Annotated in this window: 23 protein-coding genes; 10 read left to right on the plus strand and 13 right to left on the minus strand. The window is 60.5% G+C overall.

From position 1 onward, the window contains the following. Positions 1-57 precede the first annotated feature (57 nt). The 3 genes from ASG68_RS14725 (at position 58) to ASG68_RS14735 (ending at position 4,015) form a co-directional block, all read left to right on the plus strand. Positions 58-1,302 (plus strand): aconitase X, encoded by a 1,245-nt coding sequence (locus tag ASG68_RS14725; RefSeq protein ID WP_062583908.1) that lies wholly within the window; start codon positions 58-60, stop codon positions 1,300-1,302. Beyond that, entirely contained in the window at positions 1,299-1,736 is a 438-nt protein-coding gene (locus ASG68_RS14730) for an aconitase X swivel domain-containing protein (RefSeq protein ID WP_062609924.1), read from the plus strand. The genes ASG68_RS14725 and ASG68_RS14730 overlap by 4 nt, the downstream gene beginning before the upstream one ends. Positions 1,737-1,813: 77 nt before the next feature. Next, a complete protein-coding gene (locus ASG68_RS14735; RefSeq protein WP_062583909.1) occupies positions 1,814-4,015 on the plus strand; it encodes a putative bifunctional diguanylate cyclase/phosphodiesterase in 2,202 nt (733 codons plus the stop codon). Between the two features lie 48 nt (positions 4,016-4,063). Here ASG68_RS14735 and ASG68_RS14740 read toward each other — a convergent pair whose 3' ends face one another. From ASG68_RS14740 to ASG68_RS14760, 5 genes are all read right to left on the minus strand, one after another. After that, positions 4,064-5,023 (minus strand): rhodanese-related sulfurtransferase, encoded by a 960-nt coding sequence (locus tag ASG68_RS14740; RefSeq protein WP_062583910.1) that lies wholly within the window; start codon positions 5,021-5,023, stop codon positions 4,064-4,066. A gap of 93 nt (positions 5,024-5,116) precedes the next feature. Then, positions 5,117-5,476, minus strand: coding sequence for a VOC family protein (locus ASG68_RS14745; RefSeq protein WP_062609881.1), 360 nt, complete (start codon positions 5,474-5,476; stop codon positions 5,117-5,119). A 68-nt stretch (positions 5,477-5,544) separates the two neighbouring features. Beyond that, a complete protein-coding gene (locus ASG68_RS14750) occupies positions 5,545-6,237 on the minus strand; it encodes a helix-turn-helix transcriptional regulator (protein ID WP_062583912.1) in 693 nt (230 codons plus the stop codon). Between the two features lie 43 nt (positions 6,238-6,280). Then, complete coding sequence (locus ASG68_RS14755; protein WP_062583913.1) at positions 6,281-7,186, minus strand: CHAD domain-containing protein; 906 nt, start codon at positions 7,184-7,186, stop codon at positions 6,281-6,283. After that, entirely contained in the window at positions 7,161-7,658 is a 498-nt protein-coding gene (locus ASG68_RS14760) for a CYTH domain-containing protein (RefSeq protein WP_062583914.1), read from the minus strand. Before ASG68_RS14760 ends, ASG68_RS14755 begins: the two co-directional genes overlap by 26 nt. A gap of 232 nt (positions 7,659-7,890) precedes the next feature. Between ASG68_RS14760 and ASG68_RS14765 the strand changes: the two genes are divergently transcribed. The 4 genes from ASG68_RS14765 to ASG68_RS14780 all read left to right on the plus strand — a co-directional run bounded on the left by ASG68_RS14765 (position 7,891) and on the right by ASG68_RS14780 (position 10,493). After that, entirely contained in the window at positions 7,891-8,529 is a 639-nt protein-coding gene (locus ASG68_RS14765; RefSeq protein WP_062583915.1) for a 2-dehydro-3-deoxy-phosphogluconate aldolase, read from the plus strand. Positions 8,530-8,671: 142 nt separating this feature from the next. Then, positions 8,672-9,454 (plus strand): tellurite resistance TerB family protein, encoded by a 783-nt coding sequence (locus ASG68_RS14770; RefSeq protein ID WP_062583916.1) that lies wholly within the window; start codon positions 8,672-8,674, stop codon positions 9,452-9,454. A 134-nt stretch (positions 9,455-9,588) separates the two neighbouring features. After that, the gene (locus tag ASG68_RS14775) at positions 9,589-10,266 is read left to right on the plus strand and encodes a GNAT family N-acetyltransferase (RefSeq protein WP_062583917.1); all 678 of its coding nucleotides are present in this window, start codon (positions 9,589-9,591) and stop codon (positions 10,264-10,266) included. Positions 10,267-10,277: 11 nt separating this feature from the next. Then, entirely contained in the window at positions 10,278-10,493 is a 216-nt protein-coding gene (locus tag ASG68_RS14780) for a hypothetical protein (protein ID WP_062583918.1), read from the plus strand. Positions 10,494-10,499: 6 nt separating this feature from the next. Here the strand turns inward: ASG68_RS14780 and ASG68_RS14785 are convergent, their stop codons facing one another. The 3 genes from ASG68_RS14785 to ASG68_RS14795 form a co-directional block, all read right to left on the minus strand. Continuing rightward, positions 10,500-11,543, minus strand: coding sequence for a nickel/cobalt transporter (locus tag ASG68_RS14785; RefSeq protein ID WP_062583919.1), 1,044 nt, complete (start codon positions 11,541-11,543; stop codon positions 10,500-10,502). After that, complete coding sequence (locus ASG68_RS14790; RefSeq protein ID WP_062584053.1) at positions 11,537-12,178, minus strand: DUF1007 family protein; 642 nt, start codon at positions 12,176-12,178, stop codon at positions 11,537-11,539. The genes ASG68_RS14785 and ASG68_RS14790 overlap by 7 nt, the downstream gene beginning before the upstream one ends. A 98-nt stretch (positions 12,179-12,276) precedes the next feature. Next, positions 12,277-13,176: a LysR family transcriptional regulator gene (locus ASG68_RS14795; protein WP_062603266.1), complete on the minus strand. Its 900-nt coding sequence runs from the start codon at positions 13,174-13,176 to the stop codon at positions 12,277-12,279. Between the two features lie 716 nt (positions 13,177-13,892). Here ASG68_RS14795 and odc2 point away from each other — a divergent pair. Next, positions 13,893-15,026 carry an ornithine/lysine decarboxylase gene (gene odc2, locus ASG68_RS14800; protein ID WP_062583921.1) on the plus strand — a complete coding sequence of 378 codons (1,134 nt, stop codon included), beginning with the start codon at positions 13,893-13,895 and terminating at the stop codon, positions 15,024-15,026. Positions 15,027-15,128: 102 nt separating this feature from the next. Then, positions 15,129-15,719 carry a GNAT family N-acetyltransferase gene (locus ASG68_RS14805; RefSeq protein ID WP_062583922.1) on the plus strand — a complete coding sequence of 197 codons (591 nt, stop codon included), beginning with the start codon at positions 15,129-15,131 and terminating at the stop codon, positions 15,717-15,719. A gap of 258 nt (positions 15,720-15,977) precedes the next feature. Here the strand turns inward: ASG68_RS14805 and ASG68_RS14810 are convergent, their stop codons facing one another. Next, a complete protein-coding gene (locus ASG68_RS14810) occupies positions 15,978-16,409 on the minus strand; it encodes a GNAT family N-acetyltransferase (RefSeq protein ID WP_062583923.1) in 432 nt (143 codons plus the stop codon). Positions 16,410-16,677: 268 nt separating this feature from the next. Here ASG68_RS14810 and ASG68_RS14815 point away from each other — a divergent pair, with 268 nt between their 5' ends. Further along, on the plus strand, positions 16,678-17,121 hold the full coding sequence (locus tag ASG68_RS14815; protein WP_062583924.1) for a glyoxalase superfamily protein: 444 nt from the start codon (positions 16,678-16,680) through the stop codon (positions 17,119-17,121). Positions 17,122-17,158: 37 nt separating this feature from the next. Here ASG68_RS14815 and ASG68_RS14820 read toward each other — a convergent pair whose 3' ends face one another. Genes ASG68_RS14820 through ASG68_RS14835 form a run of 4 tightly spaced genes read right to left on the minus strand, consistent with a single transcriptional unit; the run spans position 17,159 to position 20,352 of the window. Further along, positions 17,159-17,575 (minus strand): GNAT family N-acetyltransferase, encoded by a 417-nt coding sequence (locus ASG68_RS14820; protein ID WP_244484242.1) that lies wholly within the window; start codon positions 17,573-17,575, stop codon positions 17,159-17,161. 32 nt (positions 17,576-17,607) lie between these two features. Next, on the minus strand, positions 17,608-18,597 hold the full coding sequence (locus ASG68_RS14825; protein WP_062583926.1) for a WD40 repeat domain-containing protein: 990 nt from the start codon (positions 18,595-18,597) through the stop codon (positions 17,608-17,610). Further along, the gene (gene imm45 / locus ASG68_RS14830; protein ID WP_062583927.1) at positions 18,598-19,242 is read right to left on the minus strand and encodes an Imm45 family immunity protein; all 645 of its coding nucleotides are present in this window, start codon (positions 19,240-19,242) and stop codon (positions 18,598-18,600) included. After that, positions 19,243-20,352, minus strand: coding sequence for a CobW family GTP-binding protein (locus ASG68_RS14835; RefSeq protein ID WP_062583928.1), 1,110 nt, complete (start codon positions 20,350-20,352; stop codon positions 19,243-19,245). Positions 20,353-20,427: the final 75 nt, after the last annotated feature.

Below are 20,427 nucleotides of genomic sequence, written 5' to 3' on the forward strand. Positions count from 1 at the left end.
TCAAATATTCGGTGGCCGAAAACCATAGCGAAGTAGTTTAGGTACTATTTGTTTCCCATGGCCCTTCGTCTCTCTTCCCTCGACAAAGACCTTCTGGACGGCGCCCACGGCGAGGCCGCCGCCTTCTGCATGCGCCTGCTCACCCGCTTCGCGGAAGCGGTCGGCGCCGAAAGCTTCATCGATATCGACGGCGCGCATATCGATGGCTGTCTTTACCTCGGTCAGGTCAGCCTCGATTTTGTCGAGCATCTGGTGCAACTCAGGGGCCGTGTCCGGGTGCCGACCACGCTCAATGTCGGATCGGTCGATCTCATCCATCCCGAACTGTTTCACGGTGACCGCGAGATCGGCACCAATGGCGCGCGGCTGATGAAGGCGCATGAAGAACTCGGCTGCATGCCGACATTTACCTGTGCGCCCTATCAGACGATCTTCAAACCCCGTTTCGGGGCACAGATCGCCTGGGCGGAATCCAACGCCATCGTCTTTGCCAATTCGGTCATTGGCGCGCGGACAAACCGCTATGGCGATTTCATCGATCTCTGTTGTGCGCTTACGGGCAGAGCGCCGTATTACGGACTGCATATCCCGGATAAGCGGCGCGCGCGGGTTCTGGTCGAGATTGAAAGCCTGCCGGAGGAGTGGACCGATACCGGGCCGGTCTGCGTCGCCGTCGGCCACGCGGTCGGCAAGCGCTGCGGCAGCCTGGTTCCTGTGATCACCGGCCTGCCTGCTTACACGCAGGAGGACGACCTGAAGGCGCTCGGCGCCGTTGCAGCTTCCTCGGGTGCTGTGGCCCTGTTCCATGCCGTCGGCCTGACGCCGGAGGCACCGACCGTCGAGGCCGCGTTTCAGGGACATGCGCCGGACGAGACGATCCGTCTCACGGCCGACGATCTGCGCGCAACGGTTCGCAATCTTTCGACCGTGCCGGATGGCACGCCGCTGGTCGGCGTCAGCCTCGGAACACCGCACTTTTCGTTTGAGGAATTCGCCCGTCTCATGCCGTTGGTCGAGGGCGAAAAGCCTGTCGTTCACATCTACATCAACACCAATCGCGGCGTTCTCGAAGAACTGGCTGCCCGTGGCTGGAAAGATATTCTGGAGGCACAGGGGGCGACGCTCGTCATCGACACCTGCACCTATGTCACTGCGATCATGCGCGACATGTCCGGCGCGATCATGACCAATTCCGGCAAGATGGCCTATTACGCGCCCGGCAATATCGGCATCGACATCGCTTTCGGTTCGCTCGCCGAATGCATGGCTTCGGCGCGGGCGGGGAAGGTGGTGCGGCTGTGAGCGAAACGATCGATGCTGTCACACTGGCCGCCGGGTCGGCCGAGGGACCGGCCTTCGTGCTGTCCGAGCCGCTGAGCTTCTGGGGCGGGCTGGATTCGGCCACAGGCAGGATCATCGACCAGTGGCACCCGCAGAGGGATCAGATCATGACGGGGACGGTTCTCGTGATGAAGGCCGGGCGAGGCTCCAGTTCCGGCAGTTCCGTTTTGGCGGAAGCGATCCGCCGGGGAACGGGGCCGGCCGGCATCGTGCTGATGACGCGCGATGCGATCGTCACCGTCGGCGCCATGGTGGCGGCTGAACTTTATGGCGTCCATTGCCCGGTGGTACTGGCCTCGGAGGCCGATTGGCCCCGCATCATCGGCAGCGAACGGCTTGTCCTGCGCGCAGATGATGCAAAGGCGAAGCTCCAATTGTTGGGTGGAACACATTAGATACCCCTTTTTCAAGGGGCTGGCGTAAAGATTTTGGAATGCATTTTCTGGCAGGGTGGGCGCATCCGGAGTACTTGATGCGCAGACTATCGAATATCCTTCAGAATATCATGGGCCTGAAGCGGCAGAACGTCGTGCTGCTTCTGCTGGTTTCGTTTGCGCTGGTCGTCGTTGTCGTGATGGCCATCGTGCTGACGGCGTTGCGCACTGTTGCCTCCACCACCAATGCGCTCGATGAAAGCCGCTCCCGCCAGGCCATGTCCGGCGCGCTTGCCATGATGCGTAATCAGATGGCGACGACCATGCATGATTATGCCGTCTGGGACGATGCGGCGCGTGCGGTCTATGCACCGGATTCGGAAGATTGGATCATCGAGAATTTCGGTCTTGCCAGTGAGGCTTCAGACCTCTTCGACACCGCCTATCTGCTCGGCCCGAGTAACACGGTGGTCATGGCTTATCAGCGCGGGGTTCGGTTTACCGTGCCTCCATCGGAATTTCTGTCACCCGCCTTCCGCGTGATGATGAAGACGGTGCGTGACGCCGGCATGAGCGATAACGCGGAGACGGCTGGTTTCGTGCAAACCAGGGAAGGCGTGGCGGTTGTCGGTGTTTCGACGATCCGGGCAGCGTCGGCCGATGTGTCCGTTCCGAGCGACCGGCTGCAGCAACTGGTCTTCATTCGCCATCTCGATCAGGACAAGATTGCTGAGATCGCGAAAACCTATCTCATCCAGGACCTGCGCCTCGTCGATGCCGCAAACGTTCATCCCGGTGCCGCCCTGATCAAGGATCCTGCGGGCGATCTGATCGCCGGCCTTGCATGGATTGCGCAGAAGCCTGGAGACGTCAGCTACCATCAGGTTCGCCCCTATGTCCTGCTGGCCATATCCGTCGTCGGTGTTTTTGTCATTCTTCTTGTGATCGCCGGCGGAGCAGTTATCGCCCGGTTGCGCGGCGATGAGATCGCGGCGCGCAGGATGGCGCTGAAGGACCGGTTGAGCGGCCTCAGGAACCGGGTGGGCCTGTTCGATGGTCTGCAGGCCATGATCGATGATGCCGAGGACCATCGCACGGATGTCATGCTGTTCTATCTCGATATGGACGGATTCAAGGAGGTCAACGATGTCTATGGACATGCGACGGGCGACCGCCTGATCAAGAGCGTGTCGGTCGGCCTCTCGCATCTGGTGCCGGAAGGTGGTCTTCTCGCCCGTCTTGGTGGCGATGAGTTTGCGATCGGGATACCGGTAAAACTTGGCGACGCGGATAAGCCGTCGCTGGAGATGCATATCCTCGACTTCTTCTCGGAGCCCTTCGTGATCGGCGATCTCGTGGTGGTGGTCGGAGTCAGCATCGGCACCGCGATCTCGGCGCTTGGCGCGGTTGACGCGGAGGAACTGCTGCGGCGGGCAGACATCGCCATGTACAAGGCCAAGGCAGAGGGGCGCGGCCGTGCCATTGCGTACGATGCCGATATGGACGCAGTGCTCGCCGAGCGCAAGGCGCTGGAAGCTGCCCTGCGCTCAGGTATTCAGTCCGATGAGTTCTACGTCGTCTACCAGCCCGTGGTCGATGCAGGATCCTATGCGATCATCGGCCTTGAAGCCTTGTTGCGCTGGAAATCGCCGGTGATGGGTATGGTGTCGCCCGATATCTTCATTCCGCTGGCCGAGACGACGGGGCTGATCGACAAACTCGGTTTGTTTGTCATGGAAGAGGCGCTGCGGGTAGTTCGCAGCTGGCCGCAGATCGGTATTTCGATCAATGTGTCACCGGCACAGTTCCGCAATCCGTTCTTCATCCCGAAGGTGTCGCGCCTGCTTGAGGAAAGCGGCGTGCGCCCGTCATCTGTGACGCTTGAAGTCACCGAGGGTTACTTCATCCACAATCCGGAACAGGCCCGTCGCATGATCGGCGCGCTCAACGGGCTCGGCGTTCGCATGGCGCTCGACGATTTTGGTGCCGGCTTTTCCAGCATTGGGTATTTGCGCCAGTTCGGTTTTGATCGGCTGAAGCTCGATCGCTCGATGATCCGGGCGCTGGAAGATGGTCCAAGCGGCCGCGACATGCTGCAGGCGACGCTGGCACTCGCTGCAGCCCTGGATATTCCGGTAACCGCGGAGGGCATCGAGACCGAGGAAGAGGCAGTCATCCTGCGGCTTTGCGGCTGCGATCACCTGCAGGGCTACTATTTCTCACGTCCGGTCGAGGAGGCGGCGCTTCCGGCCTTTTTGGCCGACAAGGCGGCACCGGGGACGGTGGCGCTTTCGGCTTGATGGGTCTCGCTGCTTGGCGGCCCGGCCTGTCGAAGTCGCAGGCTAATCTCAGCTTCCCAGATGCCGCTCGCCGCGGCTCTTTGCCAGGTCGATCTGGTGCTGCCGCTGGCGGTACCGCAGGCGGTCTTCTTCCGTGCGGGTCTCGTGGCAATGGATGCAGGAGACGCCGTCCTCGTGGTGCGGGGATAGCAGGTCCTTTGGCGTCAGCGGCTGGCGACAGGCGTGGCAGAGGACGTGCTCGCCTTCCTTGAGGCCATGCGTCACCGACACGCGTTCGTCGAAGACGAAGCAGGCGCCGTCCCATAGGCTTTCTTCCTCGGACATCTCTTCGAGATATTTCAGGATGCCGCCCTTGAGGTGGTACACCTCGTCGAAGCCCTGTTCCTTCATGAAAGCCGTCGCCTTTTCGCAGCGGATGCCGCCAGTGCAATACATTGCAATCTTTGGCTTCGAGGCGAGGTCGGTATTGTTCTTCACCCAGTCGGGAAACTCGCGGAAGCTCTTGGTGTTGGGATCGACCGCACCTCGGAACATGCCGATCGCGGTCTCGTAGTCGTTGCGGGTATCGATCACGATCGTATCGGGATCGGAAATCAGCGCATTCCAGTCCTGCGGCGCCACATAGGTGCCGACGATCTTGTTGGGGTCGATATCCTCGACGCCCATGGTGACGATTTCCTTCTTCAGCCGCACCTTCATGCGCAGGAACGGCATGGAGGAGGCCCAGCTTTCCTTGTGTTCGAGCGCGGAAAATTCCGGCTGGCTGCGCAGGAACGCGAGAACGGCGCGAATGCCGTTCTCAGGACCGGCAATCGTGCCGTTGATACCCTCGTGGGCGAGCAGCAGCGTTCCCTTGACCCCGTTGTCGTCACATATCTCTTGCAGCGGCTGCCGGAAGTCGGCGAACCTCTCGAACGAGACGAAATGGTAAAGTGCGGCCACCAGAAATTGGCTTCTCTGGTCGAGAGTGGCGGCGTCCGGGCGAGGCGTGTGCAAGGTGTCGGTCATGCGCAGTGAAATACAGCTTTCGGCCCTTTCGCGCAATTCCCCTGCCGCATGGCAGGTCTGCGGCCCGATGTCTCGGGCCGCGCGTCGGGTCCATCAGGCTGCTTCCTGCGTGGAAACACGCAGCCGATGCCCATCCGGATCGGCACAGGTGAAGGTATAGTCGGTTTCCGAAGAGACTGGCTCCTGCAGGATGGTGACACCCTTTCGGCGCCATTCATCATGAAGGGCATCGACCCCTTCGCGGCCGGCAACACGGATCGGAAGTTCGACATCGCGCATGCTGGCGATGGCGTGCGCGCGGCTTCTCCGTGCCAGGCCGAGCTTCAGAGCATCGTTCATCAGGACAACCGCATAGCTTGGCGACAATTCCAGCGGCAGGGCGCCGAACATGGCCATATAGAAAACGGCGCTCTCCGCCCGGCTTTCGACGGGCAAGATAAAATCGGTTTTCATGGCAGTCTCCTCTTAGGTTCACGAAGACTGTTTTAAATCGGTCTGCTGTCAGTTTATGGCAGCAGGATTCACATGTCGTGCGGAAGCTTCACCGTCTTGCGCCAAGCGGCCAAAAGATGGTGGCGTTTGCGCGGCGCGCGCACATCGGTCACAACAAGGGAATTGATGCGATCAGCACGGAAGTGACGGAAATCGTTGCGTAATTCGCACCAGCCGATGAGAATTCGAACTTCTTCAAGATAACCGAGTGCAAACGGCCAGATGCGCCGGGTCGTCGGTGTTCCATCCTTGTCGGCATAGTCGAGATCCAGTTTCAGGCCCTGGCGGATCGCGTCGCGAATGACAGCAAGATCCATCGTGCCGACATCGGGCCGGCGGACGGAGGGCACGAGCAGGGAATTGGTTTCGAGCTCATGGCGCAGGTCCGCGGGTAGCACCGCCGCGATTTTCGACAGGGCATTTCCTGCCGCCTCGCGCAGGTCGTCGTCGGTTCGCGCCGCCACCCAACGCGCGCCGAGCACCAGCGCCTCGATCTCCTCCTCGCTCAGCATCATCGGCGGCATCAGGAAGCCAGGCTTGAGCACGTAACCGAAGCCCGGCGCGCCCTGGATGTCGGCACCCTGTGCCTGCAGCGTGGCGATGTCGCGATAGAGTGTACGGATGCTGACGCCGAGCCGCTGCGCCAGCGTATTGCCGCTCACCGGCCGCCGATAGGTGCGCAGAAGCTGGATGAGGTCAAGGAGACGAGTGGAGCGGGACATGTATCCTTATACTGTCAAAGATTGGCAGCATCAACAGGGTGGCTCAGGCAGCATTTCGCCAAAGCAATGCGATCCGGCGAGCCTCGTCGCGAGGGCGATCAAGGAAGACTTCGTCTGCAAGCTGCAGCGCGGATTGGCGAAGAGCCTCCTGCCGGGCGATCACGGCAGACAGCAGATGAGCGATATCCTCGCTCCGGGTAAACAGATGCGGATGTGCGTTGGCGAACGATGTCAGCAGCGCAAGATCGTTGTGGTGGCCAAGCAGGTCGACCATTTCAGACGCAGCCACGCGCTTGGCATGCATCGCCGAAGGCCAGAGATCCCGCAGCAAACTCAGGTAATGTCGGTAATCCTGGCCACGCTTGCGCAATTCGTGAAAGAGATGGGTATCGGTGGTGTTTTCACAAGCGCGCCACGCCGCGCGTGCCCGTTTCAAAAGCGTGCGCCATCCCTTGTCGATGCGCGTCTCATCTCGTTTCTTGCCGCCTTTGAAATCGACCCTTGAAAGCGCCTCCAGTGCTTGGCTGCAGGTGGCGATTGCCGAGGCGACGCTCTCCGCGATCTCCGTCGTAGCGCCTTCGTTGTCCTTGAAATGGTCTGACAGGATTTTCTTCACACGCTCCAGCATGACCCGCTCGTCATCGTTTCTGGCGTGTTCCAGCAAGTATCGGCTGACTTCCACCAAGGCCGTTGCGTCGCGAAGAGCAGATAATGTCCGGGCCATGTTCCGGATGCGGGCATTTTCCCGATCCCGAAAGACCGGAACGTCGTCGGCAACGAGGCGATAGAGCGACCGAAGCTTCTTGAAATTTTTCCGCGCCGCATGGATCGCCTCCAGCATTCCTTCCGGATGGGTGGTAAGCACAGCGATCGCTTCGTCCAGTTGCTCCGCACCTGCCGCCTTGAACTCTTCGGAAAAACGCTCAGAGGGGCGAATACGATAGCCCATGGCCTGTCCTCGAAAACAACGGCTCGGTTGAAAGGTACTGATTGGAATAGTGAAAGTCGCCCGTCACCTCGGCGCCGAGCCAGTCGGGAAGACGCGGTTCGTCATCCTCCGCCTTCAGTTCGACCTCTGCGATGACGAGACCGTCATGGGCTCCGCTGTAAACATCGATCTCCCATGTGAAGCCGTCATATTCTACTTCGTAGCGAGTCTTCTCGATCATGAGGCCGATGGCCTTCGACATCAACTCCCGGGCGTCATCGACGGGGATTTCGTATTCGAACTCGTCGCGCGTCATGGCGCCGGAGCCGAGCTTGATCGTCAACTTCGCGCGCTTGCCGTCCATCAACCGTACGCGGAGGGATCGTCCGTCCATCGTCACAATATAGGCTTGAAGCAGGGCGGTTCCGGCATTGGCGTTACTGCGCCAGTCGTTCGACGCGACGAGAAACTTTCGCTCGATTTCCTTGGCCATTGCCCCGCCCACGCTGAAATATCAATTCGTTGGCGCGCAGACTACAGGATTGTAGAAGGGCGGCAAGCGCAAGATTGTAGTGAATGAGTGACGTCCCTCATCCGTTTTCGCATCACGCCGCGAGTTGGCTGTCAGGTTTGCTTCATCATGGCAGGATAGGTTTGGTATCGACAAAGGCGGGCGGGAAGAGTATTCGAACCCCACTTCAATCGTTTTAAAAAAGGTTGCCGGCATGAGCGAGAAAACCGAGAAGCTTCTTTCCGTCCTGAAACTGCAGCCGGTCGTTCCGGTGCTGATCATTGACGATCTGGCGACAGCGGTGCCGCTGGCCCGCGCTCTGGTCGCAGGCGGCCTGAAGGCGATCGAAATCACGCTGCGCACGACAGCCGCGCTCGAGGCCATCCGTGCGGTTGCCAACGAGGTTGAAGGTGCCGTTGCCGGTGCCGGCACCATCCTCAACGCCGCACAGTATGAAGCCGCCGTCGAGGCCGGTTCGCAGTTCATCGTCAGCCCCGGCACGACCCAGGAACTGATCGATGCCGCCAACGATTCCGAAATCCCGCTGCTTCCGGGTGCGGCTACTGCCAGCGAAGTCATGGGCCTGCGCGAAGAAGGCTACAAGGTGATGAAGTTCTTCCCGGCCGAGCAGGCCGGTGGCGCCGCTTACCTCAAGTCGCTGTCGTCGCCGCTCGCCGGCACATTCTTCTGCCCGACCGGCGGCATTTCGCTGTCGAACGCCAAGGACTATCTGTCGCTGCCCAACGTCGTCTGCGTCGGCGGTTCCTGGGTCGCGCCGAAGGACCTGGTCGCCAAGGGCGATTGGGCTGGGATCACCAAGCTCGCGGCCGAAGCTTTCGCGCTGACGAACTGAGACGGGCTTCTTTAAAGGTTTCGAAGGCCGGAGCATCTGCTTCGGCCTTTTTCGTGCCCGCCTTCTTTTATTTGTATTCTTTTCGTCGCATTCCTATGTCTCAGTCCGACAAGTTCAACCGGCCCAAAGGGAGTGCGACCGAATGTTTGACGCGAAGAAATTGCTGGATCAGTTCCTGGGCTCGCAGGTCCCCGGTGCGGGAGGAAGCGTGAAGGATCGGGCAGGGCAGGCGATCGAACTTGCCAAGAACAATCCCTGGAAGACAGGCGCCCTTGCCGCCGTCCTGCTTGGCACGGAAACTGGACGTGAAGTCGGCGGTGCGGCTCTGAAGATTGGTGGTCTCGCCGCCATCGCGGGCCTCGGATATCAGGCCTACAAGAACTATCAGGCTGGCAAGGCGCCGGCCGAAGCACAGCAGGAAGCCCAGGCCCAGCCGGAGCTTCTGCCGCCGCCAGCCGATTCCGGTTTCAGCACGCAGCCCGAAGCCATCCGCAACGATTTCGTGCTCGTTCTCGTGCGCGCCATGATCGCCGCCGCCCGCGCCGATGGCCATATCGATGACGCCGAGCGCGCCCGCATCATGGACAAGGTCAAGGTGTCTGGTCTGGATTCAGAAGCCGAAAGCTTCCTCAACGACGAACTCAACAATCCCGTCGACCTCGACAGCATTGTCGCGACTGCGCGGACGGAGGAAGAACGCGTCGAACTTTACACCGCCTCGCGTCTGGCCATCGATGCCGATACCCGCGCCGAGCGTGGCTATCTCGATCTTTTGGCCGGACGCCTCGGCCTTGCCGATGCGCTGATCGATCATATCGAGGCGACTGTCTCGGCAGCCAAGGGGCCGGTGGTCGAGGCGCAGGCCAACGCCCCCCAGACGTCCGTTCCGCAGGTCGGCGAACCGCCGATCAAGTCGCCCTGGTGATCGATCCATCACGACTTTGCATTTGCGCGGCATCCCTGCCTGCCCTATGCCAAAGCTGAAACGAGAGCATTGGTCCGAACGTCCATTCGGGCCGGTACTCTTATCAGCGGTATGCGGTATCTCAGGAGCAAACGATGTCCGATCTCGCCAATTGGAAGCCCCGCCCGGCGCCGCAACCGGTGACGCTCGAAGGCCGCTATGTATCGATTCGGCCCTGTGACCGCGCGGCGCATCTGGAAGCGCTCTGGCAGGCCTTTGGCGGTCTGGATATCAACACCCGCCTGCAATATTTCGCGCAGGACGATTTCGGCGGCATCGAGGATTTCGACACATGGCTGACTGCCGTCCAGAAGTCCGGCTGGGTCACTGAAGTCTTCGTCGACAAGGCGAGCGGCGAGGTCGTGGGTCTCGCCAATTACATGCGGCCCGACCCGGCCAATGGCGTCGTCGAAGTGGGTGGCGTGGCGCATTCCTTCGCAATGGCACGTTCGCCGCTGTCCACCGAAGTTCATTACCTGATGGCCAAGCATGCTTTCGAGGACCTCGGCTATCGGCGTTATGAATGGAAATGCGACAACCGCAACGAGGCGAGCAAGAAGACGGCCGTGCGGCTCGGTTTCTCCTTCGAGGGTGTTTTTCGCCAACACATGCTGTCGAAGCGCGCGAACCGTGATACTGCCTGGTTCTCGATGATCGACAAGGAATGGCCGCTGTTGAATGCGGCCTTCGAAGCCTGGTTGTCGCCGGACAATTTCAATGCCGATGGCACGCAGAAGCGACGGCTGGAAGATATCCGCGCCGCACTGGCATGAAAGGAAGAGACATGACCGAGCCCCAGAAACAGGACCGCTCGCCGGCAATCGCTGCCGCAATCATCCTGCTCGTGGTCGGATTGGGCTTCTTCATCCTGCCGAAGATCATGCTCTGGCTGGGCGACTTCTCGCCTTGGCTGGCCGGCGCCTTCGGCACGCTGTTCGTGCTCGGCTTCTTCCTGATCTTCTGGCTGCGCGCCCGCTATCAGCGCCGGCGCGGGCTCTGACGCGCCTCAGCCCTGCAGCGAAGCGCCGAGCAAAACGAAACCCAGAACCAGCACCAGCAGGGCGCCGGAAATCTCGATGCCGTTGGTGATGCGCAGGGCGGCCGATCCGCTCGATGCGTAGCGAATGGCGAAGTCCTTGGCCGTGACGGCAAGCGTCGCCAGGATCGAGACGGTGATGGCCGTGCCGATCGACATGGCGAAGACCGACAGCACCCCGCCGAGATAAAGCCCATTCAATAGCGCGAAGCTCAGCACGATCAGAGCGCCGGAGCAGGGGCGTAGCCCCACCGCAATAATCGCGGACCAGGCTTCCCTCAGCGCGAACCGATCGCCCTTCAACATAGAAGGATCAGGCGCATGGGCATGGCCGCAGGTGTCGCAGACCTCGCCCGGACCATGGCTGTGCGCATGCGAATGGCCGTGATCATGAACGTGATCGTGATGATCATGATGAGCGTGACCATGGTGCCCATGGTCGCCAGCCGATGCAGAGGCAAGGCGACGCTCGCGCATGCCCTTCAGCTTGCGAAAAAGCAGCCAGCCGCCGAACGCTGCGATCAGGGCGTAGCTCACCACTTCGAGGAAATGCGTCGCCTGCGTCATCGAAATCGATGAGCCACGCAGCACGAGATAGGCCGCACCGACCAGCAGGATGGCGACACCGCCCTGCATCATCGAGGAAAGAAACGACAGGAGCACGCCGCGCTTCAGTTCGGTCTCGTTGGCGATCATGTAGGAGGAGATCACCGCCTTGCCGTGGCCGGGGCCGGCGGCATGGAACACACCATAGGCAAAGGACAGGCCGATCAGCGACCAGAGCTGCCACGGATTTTCCCGCATGCCTTTGATGGCATCGGTCAATGTGTGGTAGAAGCGCTGCTGTTCCATGTTGACGAAGGCGAAGAAGCCGCCGAACAGTCCATTGGTCTGGAAGGCCGGCTCGGCCGTGCCGATCCCGAGCGGCGATTGTGCGTGCGCCACGGCCGTGCAGGTGGCAAGCGCCACGATCGCCAGACCAGCAAGATGGAGCGGACGACGCGGCATCAGCATGAGAATTCGATCCGTGTTGCAAACATCTTCGACATATCGGTTCCGGTCGGATCGTTGAAGAAGGCGTCGGTCAGGCTGGCCTGGTTCTGCGCGAGTACCTCATCCGGGTCCGGACGTACCACCTTGTGCTGGCAGGCATTCAACTGGTCGCCAATCGGCGCCAGATCGTCATCGGTCGGAAAATCCATCGCCGTATACATGGTGGGATCATAAACCCCGAACGACATCGTGCCCTTCAGCGGCATCGGCTCGGCCGGCTTGACGGCGAACATCAGCAGCAGTTGCCCATCCTTGTAGTCGGCAGTGATCGCGTCCGGCTTGTTGACCTTTACGCTTTTGCCGTTGTCGGTGATGGTCGTGTAATAATTGTACTCGGCCAGTGAATCGAGAACTGTCTGGCCGACCTCCTGCAATTCGTCGGGGTCGAGCTGGGCGTTCGAATTCTTGTCGAAGTCCATCACCACGCTTGCTGAAAACAGCTCGTCGAAGCGCCAGACATTGCGCAGCTCGGTGATCTGGTTGCTGCCGTCGGCCACAATTTCCAAGCGCGCCTCGGCGAAAATGTGCGGATGGGCGAGAGCAGCGGTCGGTGCAAGCAATGTCGCTGCCGTCAGGATCAGGGACGATGGTTTCATGCTGTCGTGATTCCCGTGAATGTTGCGGCGCAAACCGGCTGTCATGCAATGTATGGCAAATGGGACGGAATTGGGACTTTCGACCTGAGGGGATGTCGTCAATTTCCCGTGTTCTTGCGAAACCATGTGTGCAGGAAATCGACCAGCGTCCGCACCTTGGTGGGTAGATAGCGCCGGTGCGGATAGATTGCATAGATGCCGCGATCCTTGGGAAGGAAGTCTTCCAGGATGGAGACAAGCGCGCCGGAGGCGATCTTCGGCCGGGCGATGAACTCCGGCACGCCGGAAATGCCGATGCCGGATTCCGCCGCGCGGATGGCTGCAAGCGGGCTGTTGACCTCGATCGGCCCGCCGACGGGAACGCTGAAGCCTGTCCCATCGGGCTCGATAAAGCGCCAGTTGCTGTAGGATCGTCCGTTGGTATCGATAATGCAGGCGTGCCGCGACAGTTCGGACGGGTGGTTGATCGGCCCGCTCTTTTCCAGGAATTCGGGCGAGGCGCAGATCTTGATCTGGAAGTCATCCAGCTTGCGGGCGATCAGTGTCGAATCTTCCAGTTTGGTAATGCGGATGGCGACGTCGAACCCTTCCTCGACCAGATCGACGAAACGGTCGTCGGAGACGATTTCCAGCGACAGTTCCGGATGCGCCTTGCCGAAATCGATCAGCGATTGCCCGATCTCGGCATCGACGAAGGTGCGCGGTGCCGAAATGCGCAGCCGGCCCTTCAGGTCGGAATTGCTGGCCCGGACGAGATCGGCGAGGTTGTCGATCTCCTTGAGGATCTCGGAGGCGGTCCGATAGTAGGTATGCCCCGCCTCGGTCAGCGAAAACTGCCGGGTGGTGCGGTTGAGGAGAAGGGCGCCCAGTTCATCCTCCAGTTCGCGCACATATTTGGACAAGAGCGCCTTGGAGCGGCCGACGCGGCGGGCGGCAGCGGAAAACCCTTCGGCATCGACGACGTCGATAAAGGCGCGGATGCGGGTCAAGGTATCCATGTCGTCCCTCGCTTCTCGGGCTGCGGCCCGCATTCTGATTCGTGTCGAGGCCCTTGCTTTGCGTCCCACCGTCGGAAGGAGAGGCACCAAAGGCCGTTTATGGCGTTAACTTTCATCCGACAGCCCATGTCGCCCGCTCGCCGCGAAAAAGGACCTTAAAACAAGATGTTGGTTTCTGCGACAGCGCAAGTCGAATTGTTCGAAAAATGTGAACATCTTAATGGGATGGCCGGCCGGTAAAAATTCATCGGTCAATTTGAAAAAAGTCTTGATTACGACAATGTTTTTTCTTATCTCCCCCTCAGCCCAAAGTCGCACGTGCCCATGGGTGTCCGCCGAACCCTCGAACTGGGAGAAATCCCTAAGGTGAGGAAATCGGTAAGGTACCTGGAATTAACCCCTCCAGTCGCTATCCCGGCCAACCGGGAAATGCGAGGACATCTGAAGCAACGACGGTGCGGGCCTTTTTGTTCTCTTCCGGCTTTCCATCAGCCGGGATTACTAAGAGGCACACCTTCATTGCCCGAAGTGCGGTAGGGTTCTCCCACCAATCAAAGGCAGACAAAGCCGAACAAAGCTCTTGGCGGGGCGTTGTTCAAACAACCGCGCATTATGCGCATGTCTGGATCCGGGGTCTCCACCGGCTGGTTCCAGCACATGTTCGCGTATGCCCTTTGTCCTCCGGTTTTCCGGAGCCTAACAGATTGGGGAATACCATGACCACTGCACGCATCATCGACTTCCTGAACACCCGACGTCCCGAAGGTCCCTGCCTTGTGGTTGACCTCGATGTCGTGCGTGACAATTTCAAGGCTTTCCGACACGCTCTGCCGGACAGCTCGATCTACTACGCCGTCAAGGCAAACCCGTCGCCGGAAATCCTGCGCCTTCTCGCCTCCATGGGCTCCAACTTCGATTGCGCGTCCGTCGCTGAAATCGAAATGGCGCTCGATGCCGGCGCGACCGCTTCGCGCATCTCCTTTGGCAACACGATCAAGAAGGAACGCGACGTTGCCAAGGCGCATGCCCTCGGCGTTTCGCTCTTTGCTGTCGACAGCCATGAGGAAGTCGAGAAGATTTCCCGTGCAGCTCCGGGCGCCCGCGTATTCTGCCGCGTCCTGACGGATGGTGAAGGTGCCGAATGGCCGCTGTCGCGCAAGTTCGGTTGCGTTCCGCAGATGGCCGTTGACGTTCTCGTCTACGCGCACCAACTCGGCCTCGTATCGCATGGCGTCTCGTTCCATGTCGGTTCGCAGATGACCAAGGTCGATGCCTGGGATTCGGCCCTTGCCGATGCCAAGCGCGTCTTCGTGCAGCTGGCCAAGCAAGGCATCGAGCTGAAGATGGTCAACATGGGCGGTGGTTTTCCGACCAAGTATCTGCGCGACGTGCCGTCGGCTGAAGCCTATGGCAAGGCGATCTTCGGTTCGCTGCGCAAGCACTTCGGCAACAACATCCCGGAAACGATCATCGAGCCGGGCCGTGGCATGGTTGGCAATGCCGGCGTGATCAAGGCGGAAGTCGTCCTGATCTCGAAGAAGTCGGACAATGACAACCACCGCTGGGTGTTCCTCGACATCGGCAAGTTCGGCGGCCTCGCCGAAACCATGGACGAAGCGATCCGTTACCCGATCCGCACCATCCATGACGCCGACGAAATGGAGCCTTGCGTTCTGGCCGGCCCGACCTGCGATTCGGCCGACGTGCTGTACGAGAAGAACATGTATCCGCTGCCGATCTCCCTTTCGATCGGAGACGAGGTTCTGATCGAAGGCACCGGCGCCTACACGACCACCTACTCGGCGGTCGCTTTCAACGGCTTCGACCCGCTGAAGGCCTACGTCATCTGATTGGCGTCATCTGATCAGTCTGCTCCGGTCGAAAGCCGGAGCAGCAAATTCACAATTTGTCTTCGATACCGTTTGAATCGGTTTTGAGTTCGGGAGGCCAAGATGGCCGCTGTTCTTGATTCTGTCCGCGCTTTCTTTGCGCAGAATGCCTTCACCATCGACATGGAAAATGCTGGCGACGTCGTCGCGCGCGAAAACCTGCTCGACCGCGCCATGGGTCCGAACCGTCGCCGCAAGTCGTCGGAAACCCTGCGCCGTGGCCGCGTCCCGGCCGAAGGCCTGGCGCTGGTTGCCCGCGATCCGGATGGCCATGTCATCGGCACGGTGCGCCTTTGGAATGTTGAAGCCGGCGTGACCCGCGACGGCGCGGCTGTCGACGCCCTGCTGCTCGGCCCGCTCGCGGTCGATGGTGCCCATGAAGGCAAGGGCATCGGCGCGGCCCTGATGCGCGCGGCCATCGGCGAAGCCAAGACGCGTGGCCATGGCGCTATCCTGCTGGTCGGCGATGCGCCGTACTACGAGCGCTTCGGCTTCTTCGCCGAAAAGGCCCGTCATCTGGTCATGCCCGGCCCGTTCGAACGCAATCGCTTCCTGGCGCTGGAACTCAAGGACGGCTGGCTGAACGGTGCCGCCGGCATGCTAGTTGCCAATGGCCGGAAGCTGGCCATGCCGAAACTGCGCCGCGCCGCTTGATTTCATCCCCGTTGATCCCCGCGCCTGAAAACCGTGTGATTCTCTGACGGTCTTCAGGGCGGGTAGCCGGGTTCGCGAACCGATCCGGCCCGGAGATGGTGCCGGAAGAGACGGGCAATCCCCGACAAATCCGGCATCGGCAGGCGGCAAAGCCTGAAACACCAACCAAACCAATAGCGCTGCCTGCCACGCCCCGAAGCAGCGCCACTCCGGAGCTCCGACTCTCCGGAGTGGGGTTTTCGCGCGGCAGGTTGTTTTTCAGAAGACCTTCTTGAGGAAATATCGCGGGATGGCGCCGGGAATGCCTTCCAGCACGCCGAACAGCGTATAGCCCCGCTTCTCGTAAAACGGCCTGGCCTGGAATTCGAATGTATCGAGCCAGACCCCGACATAGCCCCGATCGCGGGCGATCTTCTCCGCCTCGTCCATCAGCCGTGTTCCGAGCCCCATGCCGCGATACTGTTCGGGTAGGACCAGATATTTGATGAAGGCGAAGCCGTAGCCATCCGTCCCGTACAATCCGCCGACGATCTCGTTCGTATCGGGATCGCGGACATAGATGGCGAAATCCGGATCGTATTCGCTCTGACCGGTCTGGGCGTGATTGAAGACGGAAAGCGTCTTCGAAATTGCCTCGGGACCCTCCGCATCCGGGTCGGCGGCAACGATATCGATGATGGGAGGTCGCATGAACAGGGCCTTCTGGATCGCACGGCAGGGTGGAATGGCGGCGACTATAGGTGTGCTGGCGCAGGATCGGCAATGGGCGCCGAGGAAAATTGACTTTTCCCGAAGGGCGAACTAAAGGGAGCGAATGGGTGAGAGCCCCAGCCGTCCGCGAGCCTATGCTTTTGGTGAAGTCTCTCGTATCTCTTCGGTCGTCCCTGATTGTGGCGTGCGAATGGTGGCAATGCGGGCTCCCTCCGATAGACTGCACGCTCCATTTGGAGACTTTAAGATGCGTGGATCAGTCCCGCTTCCATCCCTCGATGCCCTGAAAGATCAGGCCAGGCGGCTGCGTGCCGGTCTGGCGACTGATGGTCAGGAGATCACCCATTCGAAATCGCTGGAGCTTCTGGCCGCGCAATATGGTTTTCGCGACTGGAACACCCTGCATGCGATGGTCGGAAACCGTCCGCCGCTGAACCCCTGGATGCTCGGATCACGGGTTAAGGGGCATTACCTCGGCCAACCGTTCGAGGCGAAAATCCTCGGCGTTCAGGCGCTGACTACTCAGCCGGGCCGCTATCGGCTTGTGCTGGATTTCGACGAACCCGTCGATGTCGTCACCTTCGAAAGCTTCTCGGCCTTCCGCAAGCGTGTCCATTGCACGATCGACGAAACCGGCCGCACGGTCGAGAAAACATCGAACGGCCGGCCACAGGTGGAATTGATGTGGTGAGATTTGGCGCGGGCTGACAGGTCCTGCGCCGTCATCGCTATCTGCCCGGCCTGTCCCAGCGATAGAGAATGTCCGGCTCCCTCTCTTCGTTTCCGGAGCCATCCGTCATTTCGATGGCGACGAAGCCGTGTCTTTCATAGAACCGGCGTGCTCTCTTGTTGCGCTGGAACGTCCATAGACGCAGCGACCGGGATGTCTCCAGCGCAATCTTGAGAAGTGCTGTGCCCGCACCGGCGTTCTGAAAACCGGGGTCGACATAGAGCTGCTCGACCCAATCGTCGTTGAAGGCGATGACCCCGATCAGCCTGCCGTCGATCTCGGCACCCCATATGCAGCACGTCGTGAGCAGATGTTCGGACCAATAGGCAAGGTCCTCCTGCGGTGTGTGCAGGGCGCCGATCCAGGGAAAGTTGGCATTGAAGGCCGCACGGTGAATGCGCGTGGCCGATGGCATGTCCTCAATCCCAAGCGGCCGCAGCGAAAGCGTCATGCGGTGATATCGACGACCCCGCAATCACCAGCTTCGGAGCCGAACGCCAACTGCCGGCCGTTCCGGTTCCAGGCCATGGCCGTGATCGCGCCTTTGCCGGGGCGGCGCAACAGGACTTCCTTGCTGTCGGCAAAGCGAACCACCATGATCATGCCGTCGGCATAGCCGATTGCCGCGATCTCCTCGACCGGGTGGCAGCAGACCTGTGTCACCATGATATTGGCGCGGGTGCCGAGTTCCAGCGGCGCCTTGCCCATCGGGCCGTCCTTGGCCTGGAACGGCCAGACGATAGCGGCCGGAGCACCCGACGAAGCGAGCCACTTGCCCTTGGCAGACCAGGACACCGACTTGATCTTGGCGGGGTAACCCGTCATGCGCATATGGCGGGTCTCGGTGCCGGGCTTGCTGTCCAGCTTCCAGCCGTGCAGCGCGTTTTCCTGCATGCTGGTGACGACGAAGCGGCCGTCGGGCGAGAAGGTGACGCCGGTATGAGCGCCCTTCCATTCGAGATCCACCGGCTGGCCGGCCATCGCCACCCAGTGCAGCGAAACCCCATTGTAGCGCGCCACCGCGATCCGCAGTCCCTTCGGCGCGAAGGCGATGCCCTCGACGGTGCGCTCCTCGGTGAAATCCTTGACTGTACCGTCTGCCAGCCGCACATGCGCCGTCTTGCCATAGGCATAGGCGACCGCGCCCTGCGGTCCGGCTGCGACCTGCGAAATCCACTTGCGCGGAACATTGGCGATCTCGCTCACCGTGCCGTCGGCCTGGATGCGCAGAACCTTGCCATCCTCGCCGCCGGTCAGAAGAGTATCGCTCGCCTCGTCGCGAATGGAGGACAACAGGCCCTCATGCGCCTCGATCGTCTTCTGGCCGTGGTCCAGCCGATGGATCAGGCCGGAGGATTCGGCAAAGAAGGGAATGTCACCCAGAAAGGCAACGCCGGCGACATGGCCGTTGAGATCGAGGGGAGCGACTGTAGGCATTTAAACCGGTTCTTCTTTTGAAATGGCAATCCAGTGTTCCGAATGGAAGCTCGATTTTGTTTTCCAGCTTTTGGCATCGAAGTACAGCGTCATCACTTCGCAGCCCTCCATTTCTTTGTATGGCAGCCAGGTCACCAGAATCCGTTCCCTGCCGAGATCAATGCCCGGTGACACTATTGCCATGTCAATGAAATGGCCTGCTGGTTGTGACAAGAGCCTGCGAAGCTCATCCGGCGGCGGACTTATCAACCGATCCTGCGCATCTTCCAGCGCTTGGTTCGGATCATACGGTTCCTCGTCATCGACAAGCCTGTAGTTGCCGGAAGTCAGGACGCAGGCGCCTTTGACTGGCACAGGCTGATCGACATAGGTAAACCGAAACCAGCGATCCCAATTCCCAAGCAGCCACTCCACCGAAAGCCCGTTGTCCAGGCTCCGGCTTTCGCGCGGAAAGACACTGAATATCAGGCCGGCCTTGTAGCCCGAGACGACCATCAGGCCGAGGCCGTATTCGTCATCGCGTGGATCGTAGACGAGGAGATCGACCGGTTCGGAGCCCGGCCCCAGATCGTAATTCTCGGGCAGCCGGAGAACGTCGCCGACGTCCAGCTGCCCGTGATGCATGTCCTCGATCGGTATCGCCATTTACGCTGCGCAGGCGTTGAACGTCCGTTCCAGCTTTTCGCGGTCCAGTTCGCGGCCGATGAAGACGAGGCGGCTTTCGCGCTTCTCGCCGTCCTTCCACGGGCGCTGGTGGTCGCCCTCGATGATCATGTGGACGCCCTGGACGACATAGCGTTCCGCGTCACCCTTGAAGGCGATGATGCCCTTCAGGCGCAGGATGTTCGGACCTTCCGTCTGGGTGATCTTCTGAATCCACGGGAAGAACCGGTCCGGGTTCATCTCGCCACCGCGCAGCGAGACGGACTGCACCGTCACGTCATGGATCGGCGACGGGGCGCGGTCGTGATGATCGTGATCATGGTGGTCATGCCCATGATGATCGTGGTCATGGTGGTGATGGTCATGATCGTGGTGATGATGGTCGTGGGTGCAATCCGGGCCGCAGGCGTGATCGTGGTGATGATGATCGTCCTGATCCAGGAAGTGCGGATCGTTTTCCAGTGCGCGCTCGAGGTTGAAGGCGCCCTGGTCGAGAACCTTGGTCAGGTCGATTTCCGAGCGCTGAGTGCGGTGGATGCGGGCCGACGGGTTGATGACGCGCACGGTCGCTTCGATCTTGGCCAGTTCTTCCGGGGTCACGAGGTCGGTCTTGTTGAGCAGGACGACATCGGCAAAGGCGATCTGGTCTTCGGCTTCGCGTGAATCCTTCAGGCGCAGCGGCAGATGCTTGGCATCGACCAGTGCCACGACGGCGTCGAGCTCGGTCTTTGCGCGCACGTCGTCATCCATGAAGAAGGTCTGGGCGACCGGCACCGGATCGGCAAGGCCGGTTGTTTCGACGATGATGGCATCGAAACGGCCGGGACGGCGCATCAGGCCTTCGACGACGCGGATCAGGTCGCCGCGCACCGTGCAGCAGACGCAGCCATTGTTCATCTCGTAGATTTCCTCGTCGGATTCGACGATGAGATCGTTGTCGATGCCGATCTCGCCGAATTCGTTGACGATGACGGCATATTTCTTGCCGTGATTGTCCGAGAGAATGCGATTGAGCAGCGTCGTCTTGCCGGCGCCGAGATAGCCGGTGAGCACGGTGACGGGAATGGGCTTGATGGCGGATGCTTCGGTCATGAGAACCTCGGAAATTGGGGCGCCTTCCGGCAGGGGGTGGTGCTGATATAGGAGATGCAACGCCCCAGCGCAAAT

It is taken from the genome of Rhizobium sp. Leaf453 (assembly GCF_001425605.1).
Taxonomy (GTDB): domain Bacteria; phylum Pseudomonadota; class Alphaproteobacteria; order Rhizobiales; family Rhizobiaceae; genus Pararhizobium.

Excerpts from the sequence above, each read along its gene's own strand:
- ASG68_RS14725 (WP_062583908.1), top strand. The coding sequence starts at position 58 with ATGGCCCTTCGTCTCTCTTCCCTCGACAAAGACCTTCTGGACGGCGCC.
- ASG68_RS14735 (WP_062583909.1), top strand. The coding sequence starts at position 1,814 with ATGCGCAGACTATCGAATATCCTTCAGAATATCATGGGCCTGAAGCGG.
- ASG68_RS14740 (WP_062583910.1), bottom strand. The coding sequence starts at position 5,023 with ATGACCGACACCTTGCACACGCCTCGCCCGGACGCCGCCACTCTCGAC.
- ASG68_RS14745 (WP_062609881.1), bottom strand. The coding sequence starts at position 5,476 with ATGAAAACCGATTTTATCTTGCCCGTCGAAAGCCGGGCGGAGAGCGCC.
- ASG68_RS14750 (WP_062583912.1), bottom strand. The coding sequence starts at position 6,237 with ATGTCCCGCTCCACTCGTCTCCTTGACCTCATCCAGCTTCTGCGCACC.
- ASG68_RS14755 (WP_062583913.1), bottom strand. The coding sequence starts at position 7,186 with ATGGGCTATCGTATTCGCCCCTCTGAGCGTTTTTCCGAAGAGTTCAAG.
- ASG68_RS14760 (WP_062583914.1), bottom strand. The coding sequence starts at position 7,658 with ATGGCCAAGGAAATCGAGCGAAAGTTTCTCGTCGCGTCGAACGACTGG.
- ASG68_RS14765 (WP_062583915.1), top strand. The coding sequence starts at position 7,891 with ATGAGCGAGAAAACCGAGAAGCTTCTTTCCGTCCTGAAACTGCAGCCG.
- ASG68_RS14770 (WP_062583916.1), top strand. The coding sequence starts at position 8,672 with ATGTTTGACGCGAAGAAATTGCTGGATCAGTTCCTGGGCTCGCAGGTC.
- ASG68_RS14775 (WP_062583917.1), top strand. The coding sequence starts at position 9,589 with ATGTCCGATCTCGCCAATTGGAAGCCCCGCCCGGCGCCGCAACCGGTG.
- ASG68_RS14780 (WP_062583918.1), top strand. The coding sequence starts at position 10,278 with ATGACCGAGCCCCAGAAACAGGACCGCTCGCCGGCAATCGCTGCCGCA.
- ASG68_RS14785 (WP_062583919.1), bottom strand. The coding sequence starts at position 11,543 with ATGCTGATGCCGCGTCGTCCGCTCCATCTTGCTGGTCTGGCGATCGTG.
- ASG68_RS14790 (WP_062584053.1), bottom strand. The coding sequence starts at position 12,178 with ATGAAACCATCGTCCCTGATCCTGACGGCAGCGACATTGCTTGCACCG.
- ASG68_RS14795 (WP_062603266.1), bottom strand. The coding sequence starts at position 13,176 with ATGGATACCTTGACCCGCATCCGCGCCTTTATCGACGTCGTCGATGCC.
- odc2 (WP_062583921.1), top strand. The coding sequence starts at position 13,893 with ATGACCACTGCACGCATCATCGACTTCCTGAACACCCGACGTCCCGAA.
- ASG68_RS14805 (WP_062583922.1), top strand. The coding sequence starts at position 15,129 with ATGGCCGCTGTTCTTGATTCTGTCCGCGCTTTCTTTGCGCAGAATGCC.
- ASG68_RS14810 (WP_062583923.1), bottom strand. The coding sequence starts at position 16,409 with ATGCGACCTCCCATCATCGATATCGTTGCCGCCGACCCGGATGCGGAG.
- ASG68_RS14815 (WP_062583924.1), top strand. The coding sequence starts at position 16,678 with ATGCGTGGATCAGTCCCGCTTCCATCCCTCGATGCCCTGAAAGATCAG.
- ASG68_RS14820 (WP_244484242.1), bottom strand. The coding sequence starts at position 17,575 with ATGCCATCGGCCACGCGCATTCACCGTGCGGCCTTCAATGCCAACTTT.
- ASG68_RS14825 (WP_062583926.1), bottom strand. The coding sequence starts at position 18,597 with ATGCCTACAGTCGCTCCCCTCGATCTCAACGGCCATGTCGCCGGCGTT.
- imm45 (WP_062583927.1), bottom strand. The coding sequence starts at position 19,242 with ATGGCGATACCGATCGAGGACATGCATCACGGGCAGCTGGACGTCGGC.
- ASG68_RS14835 (WP_062583928.1), bottom strand. The coding sequence starts at position 20,352 with ATGACCGAAGCATCCGCCATCAAGCCCATTCCCGTCACCGTGCTCACC.